At 52.1% G+C, this 17,343-nt stretch carries 16 protein-coding genes; all 16 read left to right on the top strand.

The window, feature by feature from the left end; translation table 11 throughout:
- The first annotated feature begins 14 nt into the window (after positions 1 to 14).
- The 16 genes from H1D31_RS00925 (at position 15) to H1D31_RS00850 (ending at position 17,304) form a co-directional block, all read left to right on the top strand.
- The gene (locus H1D31_RS00925; RefSeq protein ID WP_261255217.1) at positions 15 to 1,229 is read left to right on the top strand and encodes an IscS subfamily cysteine desulfurase; all 1,215 of its coding nucleotides are present in this window, start codon (positions 15 to 17) and stop codon (positions 1,227 to 1,229) included.
- A 27-nt stretch (positions 1,230 to 1,256) separates the two neighbouring features.
- Entirely contained in the window at positions 1,257 to 1,640 is a 384-nt protein-coding gene (iscU, locus tag H1D31_RS00920; RefSeq protein WP_008608981.1) for a Fe-S cluster assembly scaffold IscU, read from the top strand.
- 6 nt (positions 1,641 to 1,646) lie between these two features.
- Positions 1,647 to 1,970, top strand: coding sequence for an iron-sulfur cluster assembly protein IscA (gene iscA / locus H1D31_RS00915; RefSeq protein ID WP_008608980.1), 324 nt, complete (start codon positions 1,647 to 1,649; stop codon positions 1,968 to 1,970).
- 18 nt (positions 1,971 to 1,988) lie between these two features.
- Positions 1,989 to 2,513: a co-chaperone HscB gene (hscB, locus tag H1D31_RS00910; protein ID WP_261255214.1), complete on the top strand. Its 525-nt coding sequence runs from the start codon at positions 1,989 to 1,991 to the stop codon at positions 2,511 to 2,513.
- A 7-nt stretch (positions 2,514 to 2,520) separates the two neighbouring features.
- Positions 2,521 to 4,377: a Fe-S protein assembly chaperone HscA gene (hscA, locus tag H1D31_RS00905; protein ID WP_261255212.1), complete on the top strand. Its 1,857-nt coding sequence runs from the start codon at positions 2,521 to 2,523 to the stop codon at positions 4,375 to 4,377.
- Between the two features lies 1 nt (position 4,378).
- The gene (fdx, locus tag H1D31_RS00900; RefSeq protein ID WP_008608977.1) at positions 4,379 to 4,717 is read left to right on the top strand and encodes an ISC system 2Fe-2S type ferredoxin; all 339 of its coding nucleotides are present in this window, start codon (positions 4,379 to 4,381) and stop codon (positions 4,715 to 4,717) included.
- A 70-nt stretch (positions 4,718 to 4,787) separates the two neighbouring features.
- Complete coding sequence (gene ndk / locus H1D31_RS00895) at positions 4,788 to 5,219, top strand: nucleoside-diphosphate kinase (protein ID WP_008608976.1); 432 nt, start codon at positions 4,788 to 4,790, stop codon at positions 5,217 to 5,219.
- A gap of 108 nt (positions 5,220 to 5,327) precedes the next feature.
- A complete protein-coding gene (locus tag H1D31_RS00890; protein ID WP_261255209.1) occupies positions 5,328 to 6,455 on the top strand; it encodes a bifunctional tRNA (adenosine(37)-C2)-methyltransferase TrmG/ribosomal RNA large subunit methyltransferase RlmN in 1,128 nt (375 codons plus the stop codon).
- 23 nt (positions 6,456 to 6,478) lie between these two features.
- Positions 6,479 to 8,245 (top strand): type IV pilus biogenesis/stability protein PilW, encoded by a 1,767-nt coding sequence (pilW, locus tag H1D31_RS00885; RefSeq protein WP_261255208.1) that lies wholly within the window; start codon positions 6,479 to 6,481, stop codon positions 8,243 to 8,245.
- Positions 8,232 to 9,161, top strand: a complete 930-nt coding sequence (locus tag H1D31_RS00880; protein ID WP_261255207.1) for a RodZ domain-containing protein — start codon at positions 8,232 to 8,234, stop codon at positions 9,159 to 9,161. The genes pilW and H1D31_RS00880 overlap by 14 nt, the downstream gene beginning before the upstream one ends.
- Positions 9,161 to 10,261, top strand: coding sequence for a flavodoxin-dependent (E)-4-hydroxy-3-methylbut-2-enyl-diphosphate synthase (ispG, locus tag H1D31_RS00875; protein ID WP_261255206.1), 1,101 nt, complete (start codon positions 9,161 to 9,163; stop codon positions 10,259 to 10,261). Before H1D31_RS00880 ends, ispG begins: the two co-directional genes overlap by 1 nt.
- A gap of 93 nt (positions 10,262 to 10,354) precedes the next feature.
- Complete coding sequence (gene hisS, locus H1D31_RS00870) at positions 10,355 to 11,620, top strand: histidine--tRNA ligase (protein WP_261255205.1); 1,266 nt, start codon at positions 10,355 to 10,357, stop codon at positions 11,618 to 11,620.
- 19 nt (positions 11,621 to 11,639) lie between these two features.
- On the top strand, positions 11,640 to 12,269 hold the full coding sequence (locus H1D31_RS00865) for a YfgM family protein (RefSeq protein WP_261255204.1): 630 nt from the start codon (positions 11,640 to 11,642) through the stop codon (positions 12,267 to 12,269).
- Positions 12,270 to 12,278: 9 nt separating this feature from the next.
- Entirely contained in the window at positions 12,279 to 13,466 is a 1,188-nt protein-coding gene (gene bamB, locus H1D31_RS00860; protein WP_261255203.1) for an outer membrane protein assembly factor BamB, read from the top strand.
- Between the two features lie 75 nt (positions 13,467 to 13,541).
- The gene (gene der, locus H1D31_RS00855; protein ID WP_261255202.1) at positions 13,542 to 15,038 is read left to right on the top strand and encodes a ribosome biogenesis GTPase Der; all 1,497 of its coding nucleotides are present in this window, start codon (positions 13,542 to 13,544) and stop codon (positions 15,036 to 15,038) included.
- Positions 15,039 to 15,048: 10 nt separating this feature from the next.
- A complete protein-coding gene (locus H1D31_RS00850) occupies positions 15,049 to 17,304 on the top strand; it encodes an arginine/lysine/ornithine decarboxylase (RefSeq protein WP_008950034.1) in 2,256 nt (751 codons plus the stop codon).
- The last annotated feature ends 39 nt before the right edge of the window (positions 17,305 to 17,343 follow it).

Raw genomic sequence — 17,343 nt, 5'->3', positions numbered from 1 at the left:
ACACGGAGCCAACAATGAAGCTACCCATTTATTTAGACTATGCTGCGACCACCCCGGTTGATCCACGGGTTGCGGAGAAAATGATGCAGTTCCTGACCATGGACGGCCAGTTTGGTAACCCGGCCTCGCGTTCGCATCGTTTTGGCTGGCAGGCTGAAGAAGCGGTAGAAATTGCCCGCAGTCAAATTGCTGAGCTGGTCAATGCTGATCCGCGTGAAATTGTATTCACCTCAGGTGCGACCGAGTCGAATAACCTGGCGATTAAAGGCGCCGCCGAGTTTTACCATAAAAAAGGTAAACACCTGATCACCGTCAAAACAGAGCATAAAGCCGTATTAGATACTATGCGTCAGTTAGAGCGTGACGGCTTTGAAGTGACTTATCTGGATGTGGAAGCCAATGGTCTGGTTGATCTGACTAAGCTGGAACAGGCGATGCGCCCGGATACCACTGTGGTTAGCATTATGATGGTCAATAATGAAATTGGCGTGGTGCAGGATGTTGCGGCAATAGGGGAATTGTGTCGCAGTAAAGGTATTATTTTCCATGTTGATGCGGCTCAGGCCACCGGCAAGGTTGAGATTGATCTGCAGCAGCTGAAAGTCGATTTAATGTCGTTTTCTGGTCATAAAACCTATGGCCCGAAAGGTATTGGCGCTCTGTTCGTGCGTCGTAAGCCTCGTATTCGTTTAGAAGCACAAACCCATGGTGGTGGTCATGAACGTGGTATGCGTTCAGGCACCCTGGCGACACACCAAATCGTGGCGATGGGTGAAGCCTTCCGCCTGGCCAAAGAAGAAATGGCCACTGAACAGCAGCGGATCACGGCATTGCGTGACCGGCTGTGGAACGGTATTAAAGATATTGAACAGGTCTTTTTAAACGGTGATGCCAATTCACGGGTACCGAATATTACCAACGTCAGCTTTAACTACGTTGAAGGTGAGTCGCTGATTATGGCGCTAAAAGATATCGCCGTGTCTTCAGGCTCTGCCTGTACCTCTGCCAGCTTAGAGCCATCTTATGTGCTGCGGGCTTTGGGGCTGTCCGACGAGTTGGCGCACAGTTCAATTCGTTTTAGTATCGGCCGTTTCACTACCGAAGAGCAGATTGACCACACCATCAAGATTGTACATGAGGCTATCGCCAAGCTGCGTGAGATGTCGCCGCTGTGGGATATGTACAAAGACGGTATTGATTTAAACACTGTAGCCTGGGTCGCTCACTAAGCGCACGCCAGCAGAGAGGTAATTATCATGGCATACAGTAACAAAGTAATTGATCACTACGAAAACCCACGTAACGTTGGTTCTTTCGCTAAAGATGATCCCAGTGTTGCCACCGGTATGGTCGGCGCACCCGCTTGCGGTGACGTAATGAAGCTGCAAATTAAGGTTAACGAACAGGGCGTGATCGAAGATGCCAAGTTTAAGACCTATGGTTGTGGCAGTGCTATTGCCTCCAGTTCACTGGTAACTGAATGGGTGAAAGGCAAAACACTGGACGAAGCCCAGCAAATTAAAAATACCGACATCGCGCAAGAGCTGGCGTTGCCACCGGTAAAAATTCACTGCTCGATCCTGGCTGAAGACGCCATTAAAGCCGCTATTGCTGATTACAAACAAAAGCGCGGAGGCTAAGGCCAGATGGCAATTTCGATGACAGCTGCTGCCGCCGAGCGGGTTGGCAGCTTTTTGCAAAACCGGGGCAAGGGTGTCGGGCTGCGGGTCGGTGTGAAAACTACCGGTTGCTCTGGCCTGGCTTACGTACTGGAATTTGTGGATGAGCTGAATGAAGATGATCAGGTATTCGAAGATCATGGTCTGAAGCTGGTGGTCGATGGCAAAAGCCTGGTCTATATCGATGGTACTCAGCTCGACTTTGTCAAAGAAGGGCTGAACGAAGGCTTTAAATTCAATAATCCGAATGTTAACGGCGAGTGCGGTTGCGGCGAAAGCTTCACGGTATAAGTCAGGCACTGAGGTAAGATGAACTATTTTCAGTTGTTTGATCTGCCCGAGCAGTTCGAGCTGGATTTGGCTGAGCTCGGCTCACGCTATCTGGCGCTGCAGAAGCGTTTTCATCCGGACAACTACGCCGCCGGTTCGGAACGCGACCGGCTGCTCGCTGTACAGCAAACGGCGAATATCAATGATGCTTACCATAGCCTGAAACACCCGTTGTTACGCGCTGAACATATGCTGGCACTACGCGGCATTAAGCTAAGCAATGAACAGCGCAGCTTTACTGATCCGGCGTTTTTAATGCAGCAAATGGAACTGCGGGAACAGTTAGCCGAGTTATCAGGCGCAGCCGACCCTGAACAGGCGCTGTATGACATCGAGCAAGAACTGCAACAGCAACGTAAAGCGTTACTGAAGGCACTGCATCAGGCGTTGGCTTCAGGCACGGCGGCGCAAGATCAGCTGGCAGCCGAACTGGTACGCAAGCTAAAATTCTTTTACAAACTGCAGCAAGAGCTGGAGTTAATCGAACAGCAACTACAAGACTGAATTCATTATGGCGTTATTACAAATTGCCGAGCCGGGCCAGAGCGCGGCGCCGCATCAACATAAATTGGCTGCCGGTATTGATTTGGGCACCACCAATTCACTGGTGGCGACAGTACGCAGTGGTGAAGCCAAAGTACTGCTGAATCAGGCGGGCGAGGCGATGGTACCTTCCGTGGTCCGCTATGGCGCTGAGCAGGTGGTCGTCGGTTCGGCCGCTGTTGCGGCTGCTGTCAGTGATCCGGAAAATACCATAGTGTCAGTGAAACGGCTGATGGGTAAAGGCTATCAGGAAACACTGGCGCTGAATGAAAAATTACCCTATCAGCTGATTGAACAAAGCGGTTTGGTCGCCATTGCGACCGCTGCCGGGGTGAAAAATCCGGTGGAAGTCTCCGCAGAAATTCTGGCGACCCTGGCCAATACCGCCAGCCAAACCCTCGGTGGTGAGTTAAACGGTGTGGTGATCACCGTGCCAGCCTATTTTGATGATGCCCAGCGTCAAGCGACTAAAGATGCCGCCAAACTGGCCGGTCTGAATGTACTGCGTTTGTTAAATGAGCCGACCGCGGCTGCTTTGGCTTATGGTTTGGACTCGGGGCAGGAAGGTATTATTGCTGTCTATGATTTAGGCGGTGGTACCTTTGATATTTCGATTTTACGCTTGCGGCGTGGCGTATTTGAAGTGCTGTCGACCGGCGGTGATTCGGCCCTGGGTGGTGATGACTTTGATCAGGCGCTGGTGAGTTTTTTACAGCAACAACATGACCAGCAAAGCCTGTCGGCCAGCGCCCGCCGGCAGTATCAGCAACAGGCGAAAGCCATTAAAGAGCGCCTGACCAACAGCGATAGCACCGATTACAGCTTTAGTGCTGATGGCCAGCAGCTGAGCGGTAGCGTCAGTCGCCAGCAATTTGAAGACTTGATTAGTCCGCTGGTTAAGCAAACCATTCGCGCTTGCCGTCAGAGTTTACGCGATGCCGGTTTAACTGCCGATGAAGTATTGAAAGTGGTCTTAGTCGGTGGCTCGACCCGGGTTCCCCTGGTACGTCAACAAGTGGCCAGTTTCTTTGGCTCTGAGCCGTTAACCTCAATTGACCCGGATCAGGTGGTTGCCATTGGTGCGGCCATTCAGGCCAATGTGCTGGTCGGCAATAAGGCCGATAATGAAACCCTGCTGCTGGATGTGATCCCGTTGTCGCTGGGTATCGAAACCATGGGTGGCTTAACCGAAAAAATTATCCCGCGTAATACCGTGATCCCGGTGGCGCGGGCACAGGAATTTACCACCTTTAAAGATGGTCAGACGGCGATGGCGATCCATGTGGTGCAGGGTGAGCGTGAGCTGGTCGAAGATTGCCGTTCACTGGCCCGCTTTGAACTGCGCGGCATTCCGCCGATGCCGGCGGGTGGCGCCCATATTCGTGTTACCTTTCAGGTCGATGCTGATGGGTTGCTTAGCGTCAGCGCGATGGAAAAATCCACCGGCGTGCAGGCCAGTATTCAGGTAAAACCTTCCTATGGTCTGACCGATGATCAGGTAGCGCAGATGATTAGCGGCTCGATGCAATATGCGCGGCAGGATATGCAGCAGCGTTTATTGCGCGAACAGCAAGTCGAAGCGGAGCGGGTGCTGGAAGCGGTCAGTGCCGCGCTGGCGACCGATGCCGCCTTACTGAATGAGCATGAACTGGCGACCATCCGTGATGCGTTACGCCAGCTGGCCGAATTGAAACAACAGGGCGATACCGCGGCAATCAAAGCGGCGATCGAACACACCAATCAATTAACAGATGATTTTGCGGCGCGGCGGATGGATAAATCGATCCGGTTGGCGCTGCAGGGTCACAAGGTAGACGAGGTTTAACATGCCCCAGATCGTATTTTTACCTCATCCTGAGCTGTGCCCGGAAGGAGCCGCGCTGGATGCCAAAACGGGTGAAACCGTGCTCGATGTGGCGCTGAAAAACGGTATTGCCATTGAACACGCCTGCGAAAAATCCTGTGCCTGCACCACCTGCCACGTGATTATTCGTGAAGGCTTTTATTCGCTGACGCCCAGTGAAGAGCTGGAAGATGACATGCTGGATAAAGCCTGGGGTTTAGAGCCAGAGTCGCGCTTAGGCTGTCAGGCCATTGTTGCCGACGAAGATTTAGTGGTGGAAATTCCGAAATATACCGTCAATATGGTTAGTGAAGGGCATTAGGTTTTTTCCGGAATTTAGCGTATACTTTGCCGCCCAAAATTTTAACCCTTTAGACTAACAGGAGCCTGACATGGCCTTAGAACGTACTTTCTCTATCGTGAAGCCGGATGCCGTAGCGAAGAACCTGATCGGCGCAATTTACAGCCGCTTCGAAGCCGCTGGCCTGCGCATTGTTGCTGCCAAGATGTTACACTTAAGCCGGGAACAGGCTGAAGGTTTCTACGCTGAGCACAAAGAGCGTCCATTCTTCAATGCGCTGGTATCTTTTATGACCTCTGGCCCGGTAATGGTACAGGTGTTAGAAGGTGAAGACGCAGTGCGTAAGAACCGCGAAATCATGGGTGCTACTAACCCGAAAGATGCCTTAGCCGGTACTTTACGTGCTGACTTTGCTGCCAGCATCGATGAAAACGCGGTTCACGGTTCAGACGCTGCGGCTTCTGCGGCCCGTGAAATTGCCTACTTCTTCACCGAAGCTGAGCTGTGCAGCCGTACCCGTTAATCCGGTAGCTGTCTGCAAAGAGACTAAGGGGGCAGCAGCCCCCTTAGTGCATTCAGCACTGCAGGAAGAAAGTTTTTTGTTGATATTGGTTAGCTGGAGTTTACTGGCATGAGCAACACACCCGAAGTCGTCAATTTGCTGGACCTGACCCGGTCGCAAATGCAAGAGTTCTTTGTCAGTCTTGGCGAAAAGCCATTCCGTGCTGATCAGGTGATGAAATGGATTTATCACTACTGTGTCAATGATTTCGACAAAATGACCAATATCAACAAAAAACTGCGTGAACTGCTAAAGGCGCGCTGCGTGATTAAAGCGCCGGTTGTGGCCACCCGTCAGGACAGTGCCGATGGCACCATCAAGTTTGTGATGGCGCTGGAAGGCGGTCAGGAGGTGGAAACCGTCTGGATCCCGGAAAAAGATCGTCGTACCCTTTGTGTGTCTTCGCAGGTGGGTTGTGCGCTGGACTGTTCCTTCTGCTCCACGGCGCAGCAAGGCTTTAACCGTAACCTCAGTGTTTCAGAAATCATTGGTCAGGTGTGGCGGGTATCACAGATTATCGGCAGCTTTGGTGATACCGGTGAAAAACCGGTGACTAACGTGGTGATGATGGGCATGGGTGAACCTCTGCTCAATCTGAACAACGTGGTGCCGGCGATGGAACTGATGATGGAAGACTTCGGCTTTGGCTTATCCAAACGCCGGGTTACGCTCAGTACCTCAGGTGTAGTACCGGCTCTGGATTTGCTGCGTGAAAAGATTGATGTCGCTTTGGCAATTTCATTGCATGCGCCGAATAATGCGCTGCGCGATGAACTGGTACCGGTCAATAAAAAGTATCCGATGGAAGAGTTTCTGGCTGCTTCACGGCGCTATATTGAGCATTCTAAGGCGAATGATAAAGTCACGGTGGAATATGTGATGCTGGAAGGCATCAATGACAGCACCGATCAGGCGCATGAATTAGCTAAGGCATTGAAAGATACCCCATCTAAGATTAATCTTATTCCATTCAATCCGTATCCGGGCTCACCGTACAAGCGCTCCAGTAATTCACGGATTGATCGCTTTAACAAGGTCTTACAAGATCACGGTTTTACTGTTATGGTACGTAAAACCCGCGGCGATGATATTGATGCCGCCTGCGGACAGTTGGTCGGTGATGTAATCGACCGTACAAAACGTTTACTGAAAAAGCAGCAGAAAGGCGAGAACATAGCGGTAAAAGTGCTGCAATAACAACAAATGGATGGCCAGTGGTAATGCAGAAACTTCCTGTGGTAACCGCGCTGACGGCATTGTTTATCCTCTCTGGCTGTGTGTCAGAGAATACGATAGTGGCGAATGATCGCCAGGTCACGCAGCGCAATGTGGATAACACTGAAGCGGCTAAAACCCGTATTTCGCTGGGCTTAAATTACTTGCGTCGTGGCGATAGTACTCAGGCATTGTTTAACCTGGAACGTGCCCGCGCGATGGCGCCAAATTTGCCAGAGGTGTATAACGCTCTGGCATTTTATTATCAGACGGTCGGTGAGCACGCCCAGGCGGAAAATGCCTATAAGCAGGCTATTGCCCGCGATGCCAATAATGCTGACGCCTATAACAACTACGGTGCCTTCCTGTGCCAGATTGGCAAGTATGATGAAGCCGAACGGCTGTTGCTGGCCGCCATTGCCAAGCCGGGTTATATCCGGGTTGCTGAAAGCTATGAAAACCTGGCGCTCTGTCAGTTAGAGCAGGATCGTTTTGAACGGGCGAAGGGTTATCTGGCTTCGTCGCTGAGTCATAACGGTACCCGGATCAGCGCCCTGATTAACAGTGCCTCTGTGCATTATGCGATGGGTAGTCTGGCAGAAGCAAAAACTGACTTACAACGTATTCAACGTCTTGGCCGGGTGTCCGCGCGCAGTACCCTGCTTAATTATTTGGTCTCGGAAAAGCAAGGCGATATGTCGACCATGAAGCACGCGGAGCAATTACTGCTTACGCTGTACATCGACACCAACGAAGCCCGGCTGTTGTTACAGCAGCGTTTATTGGAAAGCGAGTTTGAGCAACTGCGCGAACGCTATAAGCAGCATTTGCTGGCGGATTTTATGCCGCAAAATTCGGCCACAGCAGCCCGGAATACCAGCCAGCCTGTGGCTAATCCGCAGCTGCGGATCCGGCGCAAAACTGCTGAGCCGGAAGCGGTAGTTACGACGGCTGCTACCACCCCGCCACCGGCAACACCGGAACCGGCAAGCACACCGCGACCAACGCATTCGACCTCAGCCATAGCTGGCAGCTTACAAAATCAGCAGCATCAGCCAAGTCAGCAAGTACAGGCGCTGGCACCCAGCACCAACCTGCCGGCAGAGCGGCAGTTAACGCCGGCGGCGACAACGGAACCGCATCGCAGCGCGGCTGAACCTGCCGTAGCAGCAACCACAACGGAACCGCAGCGCAGCATGGCTGAACCTGCCGTAGCCGTTACCACAACGGAACCGCAGACTAACGCTGCCGAGCCGGTGGTGACAGCAGTTAACGCGGCAGAGACCACAACCGCCAATCAGACAGCGTCTGATAGTCGCGAGCTGCCAGCCAGAATGCCAGCCAGCAGGCAGTTAAGTTATGCCGACACTTCAGCCGAAGCGGCGCAGCAAGTTCCGGTGCATTTGGTTACAGCCGGCGAATCGCTGCACAGTATTTCACTGCAGTATAATATCCTGTTGCCACGACTGTTGGAGTGGAACCACCTGACCGAGCAATCCCGGTTGCGGGTAGGCCAAAAGATTTACCTTGGCCCGAATGATGCCCCTCCTGAACCGACGGCGCCGCCGGTACGTTTGGCTGCAGCCCAGCCAGTTGATAATTATTTTCATCAGGTTGCTGAGGGCGATACTATGTTTGCTATTTCATACCGCTATAATATCCGCCTTGAACGCTTTATGGCCTGGAACAATCTGACGGAAGAAAGCCGTCTGTCCATTGGTCAGCGGCTGTATATTGTCGATCCGGCTACGATAAATAATGACCCAGAATGATCTTAACCCACCAACACAGGAATTAAGTGTTGGTCAAACCCTTCGCCAGGAACGCGAAAAACGTCAACTCAGCCTGGAACAAGCTGCGCAGCAACTGAAATTGCGGGTCGAAATCTTACGCAACCTGGAATTGGACCAGCCTGATAAGGCAATTTTACCCACCTTTATGCGTGGCTATCTCAAATCATACGCCCGGTTTTTAAAATTGCCGGAACAGGCCTTGTTGACCCGGTTTGAGCAGCAGCATCAGGTGAAAAGCGCGCCGGTGAAAACGATGCGCACTTTTTCAAACCGCTCGGCAAAGCAGCGTACTGAAGCCCGTTATATGTGGCTTACCTGGTTAATTGCGCTGGTGCTGCTGGTGTCATTAGCAGTCTGGTTCTGGCAAAGTGCCCGCGAGAATAAGCTGTTACAGAGTGATGCTTTGCCGGGCCCGGCACAGACGGTGCTCGCGCCAACAGCAGAGCTGGTCAGCGAACAACCGCTGAGTGCGGTTGAACTGACTACTGTGGAGCCGGAACTAACAACTTCTGAGCCTGAGACGCTAACCGAATTGGACGTGACAGCCTTACCACCCGCAGCGCAGCAGCAACTGGAGCAGCTGAATCAGGCATTACAGCAAGAGGAAGCGGTTAGTGCCGTCAGCGAGCAGCCGCCACAGTCGTTACACGACAGGTTAAAGATGACCTTTAGTGATAACTGCTGGATTGATGTATTGGATGCCAACGGCGATCGCATTGCCTTTGGTACCAAACAAGCCGGCTATGTGATGGAGCTCAACGCCAAAGGGCCTTTTGTGATTACCCTCGGTAATCCCGGCGTGGTAAGCATTGAATTAAATGACCAGCCTTACGATATGTCGCGTTTCCCCGGTAACCGCGTTGCCAAGTTTACCTTGTCAGGACAAAACGAATAATGTTTGCAGAGAATCCGATTAAGCGCCGGCCCAGTACTCAGATTAAGGTCGGTAATGTACTGATTGGTGGTGATGCCCCTATCGCCGTGCAATCGATGACCAATACCCGCACTACCGATGTTGACGCTACTGTGGCGCAAATCCGTGCTATTGCAGCTGCCGGTGCCGATCTGGTGCGGGTATCAGTACCAACAATGGACGCAGCTGAAGCCTTTAAGCTGATTAAACAGCAATCGCCAATTCCATTGGTAGCAGATATCCATTTTGATTATCGCATCGCACTGAAAGTCGCTGAATATGGCGTTGATTGTTTACGGATAAACCCGGGTAATATCGGCCGTGAAGATCGGATCCGCGCTGTGGTGGATGCGGCGCGCGATCACAATATCCCGATCCGCATTGGCGTCAACGGCGGTTCGCTGGAAGCCGATATTCAGGAAAAATACCGCGAGCCGACACCGGAAGCGCTGGTTGAGTCGGCAATGCGGCATGTTGAGATTCTGGACCGACTGAATTTCGATCAGTTTAAAGTCAGTGTTAAAGCATCAGATGTGTTCTTGGCAGTAGGGGCGTATCGCTTACTGGCGACACAAATTAAACAGCCCTTGCATCTTGGCATCACCGAAGCCGGCGGCGCCCGCGCCGGTGCCGTTAAGTCGGCTATTGGTTTAGGTATGCTGCTGGCCGAAGGCATTGGCGATACGCTAAGAATTTCACTTGCTGCTGATCCGGTGGAAGAAGTCAAAGTGGCCTTTGATATTCTGAAGTCGCTGCGCATCCGCTCACGTGGCATTAACTTTATTGCCTGCCCCAGTTGTTCGCGGCAGGAGTTTGATGTGATTAAAACCATGAACGAGCTGGAGCAGCGGCTGGAAGATGTGGTGGAGCCACTGACTGTCTCGGTAATTGGTTGTGTGGTCAATGGCCCGGGTGAAGCCTTAGTGTCGGATTTGGGTGTCGCCGGTGCCAGTAAAAAAAGTGGCTTTTATCTGAATGGCGAACGCCAAAAGCTGCGGCTGGACAATGACAACATTGCCGAGCAACTGGAACAACAGGTGCGGCAGTATTTACAGCAGCGGATTGTGGTAAAGCAAGTCTAGGGCGACATTTCAGCCACTACCGATTATAATCACGCTTTTTTATTAACCTATTGCATCGGGGCGCTGCGGCGCCCTCTAAATGGAAGCAAAATTTTGTCGAAGCAAATCCAGGCAATTCGCGGCATGAATGACTGCCTGCCGCAGGACAGTGCCCTCTGGCAATATGTAGAAACCACCTTGCGCGACACCGCTGCCAGTTACGGTTACAGCGAAATCCGTTTTCCGATTGTCGAGATGACCGAGTTGTTTAAACGCTCGATTGGTGAAGTCACCGATATCGTTGAAAAAGAGATGTATACCTTTACCGATCGCAATGGTGACAGCTTAACCTTGCGCCCGGAGGGCACTGCCTGCTGCGTCCGCGCTGGTAATGAACACGGTTTACTGTACAACCAGGAACAACGGCTGTGGTATACCGGACCGATGTTCCGCCACGAACGGCCGCAAAAAGGTCGGTACCGCCAGTTTCATCAATTTGGTCTGGAAGCTTTCGGTATTGCCACGCCGGATATTGATGCTGAAGTGATTATTCTGACGGCGCGGATTTGGCAAAAGCTGGGCTTAACGCCTTATGTGAAACTGGAACTAAACTCACTCGGCTCCAATGAGGCGCGTGCCGCCTATCGCGATAAGTTAGTGGCCTATCTGGAACAACATAAAGACTTGCTGGACGAAGACAGTCTGCGCCGGCTGTATAGCAACCCGCTGCGGGTGCTGGATAGCAAAAATCCAGCGCTGGCTGAGGTGCTGGCTAAAGCGCCGCAACTGGCTGAGCATCTGGACGCTGAGTCTGCCGCACATTTTGCCTCGCTGCAGCAGCGCTTAACCGCAGCGGGTATTGAGTTTGTGATTAACCCACGGCTGGTACGTGGCCTGGATTATTACAACAAAACTGTATTTGAATGGGTCACCACTGAGCTTGGCGCTCAGGGTACCGTCTGTGCCGGTGGTCGGTATGATGGTCTGGTCGAGCAGCTCGGTGGCAAAGCGACGCCTGCGGTTGGCTTTGCGATGGGGCTGGAGCGGTTAATCCTGTTACTGCAAAGCTTGAACCTGGCACCGGATTTACCGGCGCAAGCGGATATTTATCTGCTTGCGATGGGGGAAACTGCGGAACTTGCCGCTATAAGTGTTGCCGAAAGGCTGCGTAGCGAGTTACCGGCAAAACGTGTTATCTTGCACTGCGGTGGCGGTAACCTGAAAAAACAATTTAAAAAAGCAGACAAGTCAGGCGCAGCCATAGCGCTGATTTTAGGCGAAGAAGAACTGGCGCGGCAGGAAATTACCGTTAAATGGTTGCGCGAAGAGAAGCCACAACAAACGCTAAAGCTGAGCGAGCTTGCTCAGCAGCTGGCCTGAGAGTATACGGAGTAGTTAGGTGGAAATTTATAATAGCGAAGAACAACAGGTTGAGGCCATTAAACGCTTTTGGAACGAGTACGGCAAAGCCATTGTCGGTGGTGTCGTTATCGGCTTAGCCACCCTCTATGGCTGGCGCTATTATCAGGCTGAGCAACGCGCCAGTGCTGAGGCCTTATCCGGCAGTTACAGCCAGCTAGTGCAACAGCAGGGCGGCGGTGACGAATGGATCGCTCAGGCGCAAAGCTTTATTACCGCTCAGGGCTCCAATAACTATGCGATTTTTGCCGCCTTATTAACTGCCAGAGAAGCGGTCAATAAAGGGGATTTAGCCCTGGCTGTGCAACAGCTGAGCTGGGTACAACAGCAAACCAAAGACGCCGGAGTCAAAGCCATTGCTCAATTGCGGTTAGCCCGGGTTCAGCGTGAAATTGGTGATCTGGCGGCCGCTCTGGCCACCGTCAATCAGCCGGTACCGGACAGCTTTGCCGCGCAACAAGCCGAGTTAAAAGGCGATATTCTGCAGCAAAGTGGTGATTTGGTTGCCGCTAAAGCCGCTTATCAGCTGGCGCTTAGCAAAGCACCACAGAATACGCAGTTGGTACAAATTAAGCTGGATGAGCTGGCGCACGTTGCTGTGACGAATTAAGGGGCCGGCATGAGATTTTCTGTTAAACAGGCCGCGGTCGTATTAATGACCCTAACGCTGGCTGCCTGCTCCAGCAAAGAGAAGCTGGTATTGCCAGAAGTACAAAACCAGATCAGTCCGAAAAAAGTCTGGAGTGCTCAGGTTGGCAAAGGCGTAGCGCATTATGAATCAGGCCTTAGGCCATTGATTCATGCCGAGCGGGTCTATATGGCCAGCCGCGAGGGCATGGTGATGGCGTTTGAGCTGAGCTCTGGCAAACGGCTCTGGACCTATGACCTGCGTAAAGACGACACCCTATCGACAATCCAGAAGCTACGTCAGCGTTTCTCGTCCGACAATGCCCGCATTGCCGGTGGCATAAGCCAGGGCTTTGGTAATATCTATTTCGGTACCGAAAATGGCGAAGTTGTAGCGCTAAATGCGGAGACCGGCCAGTTAAGCTGGCGGGTACAGGTTCCGGGAGAGGTGCTGGTTAGCCCGGCAGTGGGTGATGGTTTTGTGGTCGCAAAATTAGGCACCGGCGCTTTGGTTGGTCTAAGCTCAGACAATGGTGAACAGCGCTGGATTTTTGAAAACGAGCAACCGCCGTTAACCATGCGCGGTACTGGTGAGCCAGTGATTGAAAGTGGTGGCGTGGTGTATGGTACAGCCAGCGGCAGGGTTGGTGTGCTAATTGTGGACCGTGGCTTCCAGGCCTGGGAAGAAAACATTGCTACGCCTAAAGGCAGTACCGATCTGTCACGGCTGGTTGATGTCGATGCCAAGCCGATAGTCATAGCAGGTACCATCTATAGCATTGCTTTTAATGGGGAGTTGCATGCCCTTGATCTGCGCACTGGCCAGCAATTGTGGAAGCGTGATTATGCCAGCTTCCGCAATATGACAGTGCAGGGTACCGTCTTGTATCTGGTGGACTCGGTCGGGCGGATCCATGCCGTCGATCGGCGTAACGGCACTGAGCTGTGGAGCCAAACCGGTTTGCACCGCCATTTCCTGACCGGACCGGCTGTGTACAAAGACTATCTGGTGGTGGGTGACAATAAAGGCAACCTACACTGGCTGGATCGCAACAGCGGTGATTTTGTTGCCCGGCAGAGTTTTGACAGCTCCGGCTTTTTCCGTGAGCCGGTCAGCAATAACGAGGTGCTGGTGATCAGTACCCGCGATGGCGAGCTGACCGTACTGCAAACGCCTTAACACAGGCGGGTTGCGCTTTTAAACTGAAAACAGGCCTGAGTCAGGCCTGTTTTGTTATTTTTTGAGGTTGACACCATGTTACCTGTAGTTGCCCTGATAGGGCGCGCCAACGTTGGCAAATCGACATTATTTAACCGCTTAACTCGCACCCGTGATGCCTTAGTTGCTGACTTTCCGGGCTTAACCCGCGATCGTAAATACGGTTCGGTAAAGTTTGAAGGCATGGAGTTTATTGTGGTCGATACCGGTGGTATCGATGGCAATGAACAAGGCATTGAAGTAGAAATGGCTGAGCAGTCATTAAAAGCCATTGCCGAAGCGGATGTGGTGCTGTTTATGGTTGACGCCCGTGCCGGCGCAACAGTGGGTGATACGGCGATCGCGGCGCATATTCGTAAAGTCGAAAAGCCGGTATTTCTGGTTGCCAATAAAACCGATGGCCTGGATGCCGATACCGCAGTCGCGGATTTTTATAGCCTGGGCCTGGGCGAAGTCTATCCGATAGCCGCAGCGCATGGGCGCGGTGTCACCTCGTTACTGCAACTGGCGTTACTGCCGTTTTTAGAGCAGCAGTTGCCCGCGGCAGCAGAGGGTGAAGCGCAGGATGAGGCTGAGTTTGCTGAGCCGGCCGATTTTAAAGAAATGACTGAGGAAGAAGCCGAGGCTGAAGCGGCACGCTTACGTTCCGAGCATATTAAACTGGCGATTGTGGGCCGGCCAAATGTCGGCAAATCGACGCTGACCAACCGCATTCTCGGCGAAGAGCGGGTCGTAGTTTATGATATGCCCGGTACTACCCGTGATTCGATTTATATTCCGATGCAGCGCAATGACCGTAACTACACCTTGATTGATACCGCCGGCGTACGTCGTCGCGGCAAGATTGACGAAATGGTAGAAAAGTTCTCAGTGGTAAAAACCCTGCAGGCGATTGAAGATGCCAATGTGGTGGTATTAGTGCTGGATGCCCGGCAGGGCATTTCCGATCAGGACTTAAGCATCCTCGGCTTTGTGCTCAATGCTGGTCGTTCCTTAGTGTTGGCCGTCAATAAATGGGATGGTCTGAACGACAGCGTAAAAGACGAAATTAAACGTGAACTGGATCGGCGCTTAGGTTTTATTGACTTTGCCCGCTTACACTTTATCTCGGCCTTGCATGGCTCGGGCGTCGGTAATTTATTTGAATCCGTCGAAGAAGCCTTTGATTCTGCCACCAAGCGGGTTAGTACCTCGCTGCTGACGCGGATTATGAAAATGGCGCAGGAAGATCACCAGCCACCAATGGTTGCCGGACGGCGGGTGAAGTTAAAGTATGCCCATGCCGGTGGCTATAACCCACCTATTATCGTGATTCACGGTAACCAGGTGAAAGATTTACCGGATTCCTATAAGCGCTATTTGATGAACTATTATCGCAAGGCGTTGCAGATGATGGGTACACCAATTCGTATTGAATTCCGCGAGGGGGAAAACCCCTTTACCCCAACTAAGAAGAATACCGAAACGGCTCTGCAGAAATATAAGCGTGAGCGGCTGTTAAAGGCGCGGCAAAAACTGGCGCAGAAGAACTAAGGATTAACTGATGAAATTTCGTTTTCCGGTCATTGTAATAGATGAAGACTTCCGCTCTGAGAACATCTCTGGCTCAGGGATCCGTGATCTGGCCGAAGCCATTGGCAGCCACGGCTTTGAAGTCATTGGCTACACCAGCTATGTTGATCTGACCGCTTTCGCCCAGCAAGCCAGCCGGGCCTCCTGTTTTATTTTGTCGATTGATGATGAAGAGTTTGGCAGCGGCAGTGAGCAGGAAGTGAATGTGGCACTGGCTGAGCTGCGCGCCTTTGTGAAGGAAGTGCGCAAACGCAATGCTGATATTCCAATCTTCCTGTATGGCGAAACCCGCACCAGCCGGCATATCCCGAACGATATTTTGCGTGAACTGCATGGCTTTATCCATATGTTTGAAGATACGCCGGAGTTTGTGGCGCGGCATATTATCCGCGAAGCGCGTAAATACCTGGATGCGTTAGCGCCACCGTTTTTTACTGCGCTGATGGATTATGCCCAGGATAGCTCTTACTCCTGGCATTGCCCAGGGCACTCCGGTGGTGTGGCCTTTTTAAAGAGCCCGGTGGGCCAGATGTTCCATCAATTCTTTGGTGAGAATATGCTGCGCGCCGATGTCTGTAACTCGGTGGATGAGCTGGGACAGCTGTTGGACCATACGGGGCCGGTAGCGGAAAGCGAAGCTAATGCAGCGCGGATCTTTAATGCCGACCACCTGTTCTTTGTGACGAACGGCACCTCCACTTCGAATAAGATGGTGTGGCACTCCGTCGTGGCGCCGGGTGATATCGTAGTAGTGGACCGTAACTGCCATAAGTCGATTTTGCACTCGATTATTATGACCGGTGCGATTCCGGTATTTTTAATGCCAACCCGTAACCATTACGGCATTATCGGCCCGATCCCGAAAAGTGAGTTTTCCCCTGAAGCCATTGCGAAAAAGATTGAAGCCAATCCGTTTGCCCGCAATGCCAAAAATAAAAAGCCACGTATTCTGACCATTACCCAGAGTACCTATGACGGTATTTTATATAACGTGGAAGAGATTAAGCAGGAGCTGGGCTCGACGATCGACACCCTGCATTTTGATGAAGCCTGGCTGCCGCATGCCAGCTTCCACGAGTTTTACCACAATATGCATGCCATCGGAAAAGATCGGCCGCGGTCAGAAGATACGCTGGTGTTTGCCACCCAGTCGACGCATAAACTGCTGGCCGGTTTATCCCAGGCATCACAAATTCTGGTGCAAAATGCCGAAAAGCGCAGTCTGGATACCCACCGTTTTAACGAGTCTTACCTGATGCACAGCTCCACCAGCCCGCAATATGCGATTATTGCCAGCTGTGACGTGGCAGCCGCAATGATGGAACCACCGGGTGGTACGGCGCTGGTAGAAGAAAGCTTACTGGAAGCGATCGATTTTCGCCGCGCGATGCGCAAAGTCGATGCCGAGTTTGGTGAGGATGACTGGTGGTTTAAAGTCTGGGGCCCGGATCGTTTGCCGGAAGAGGGCATCGGCAACCGCGAGAAGTGGGTGCTGCATGCGCAGGACAGCTGGCACGGTTTTGGCGAGATTGAATCGGGCTTTAATATGCTGGATCCGATCAAGGCCACTATCATTACGCCGGGCATGAACCTGCATGGTCAGTTTGATGAAACCGGTATTCCGGCGGCCATCGTCAGCAAGTATCTGGCCGAACACGGTATTATTATCGAGAAAACCGGCCTTTATTCGTTCTTTATTATGTTTACTATCGGTATTACCAAGGGGCGCTGGAACTCGATGGTGACCGAGCTGCAGCAGTTTAAAGACGACTATGACCAGAACCTGCCAATGTGGCGGGTAATGCCGGAATTCGCCGCCAAGAACCCGCGCTATGAGAAAGTCGGCCTGCGCGATCTGTGTCAGCGCATCCACAATATGTACCGTAAGTACGATGTGGCTAAGGTAACGACCGAGATGTATCTGTCGAATATCGAAACCGCGATGACGCCAGCCGATGCCTGGGCCAAGATGGCGCACCGCGAAATTGAGCGGGTGTCGATTGATGATATCGAGGGCCGGGTTACTGCTATGCTGGTGACGCCTTATCCACCGGGCATTCCACTGATGGTTCCGGGCGAGCGCTTTAATAAAACCATTATCAACTATCTGAAATTCACCCGCGCCTTTAACAGCGAGTTCCCGGGCTTTGAAACCGACGTGCACGGTTTAGTACGGGAAACGGTTGACGGTGAAGTGAAGTATTTTATTGATGTGGTGCTAGAGTAGCGCTACAGAGCTCCAAATCTTTTTTGGGTTTGGAGCAAC

Origin of the sequence: Alishewanella sp. BS5-314 (assembly GCF_025377695.1) — a bacterium.
Lineage (GTDB): Bacteria > Pseudomonadota > Gammaproteobacteria > Enterobacterales > Alteromonadaceae > Alishewanella > Alishewanella aestuarii.
The sequence above is the reverse complement of the archived record's forward strand: the minus strand, read 5'-3'. Positions and strand labels throughout refer to the sequence as shown.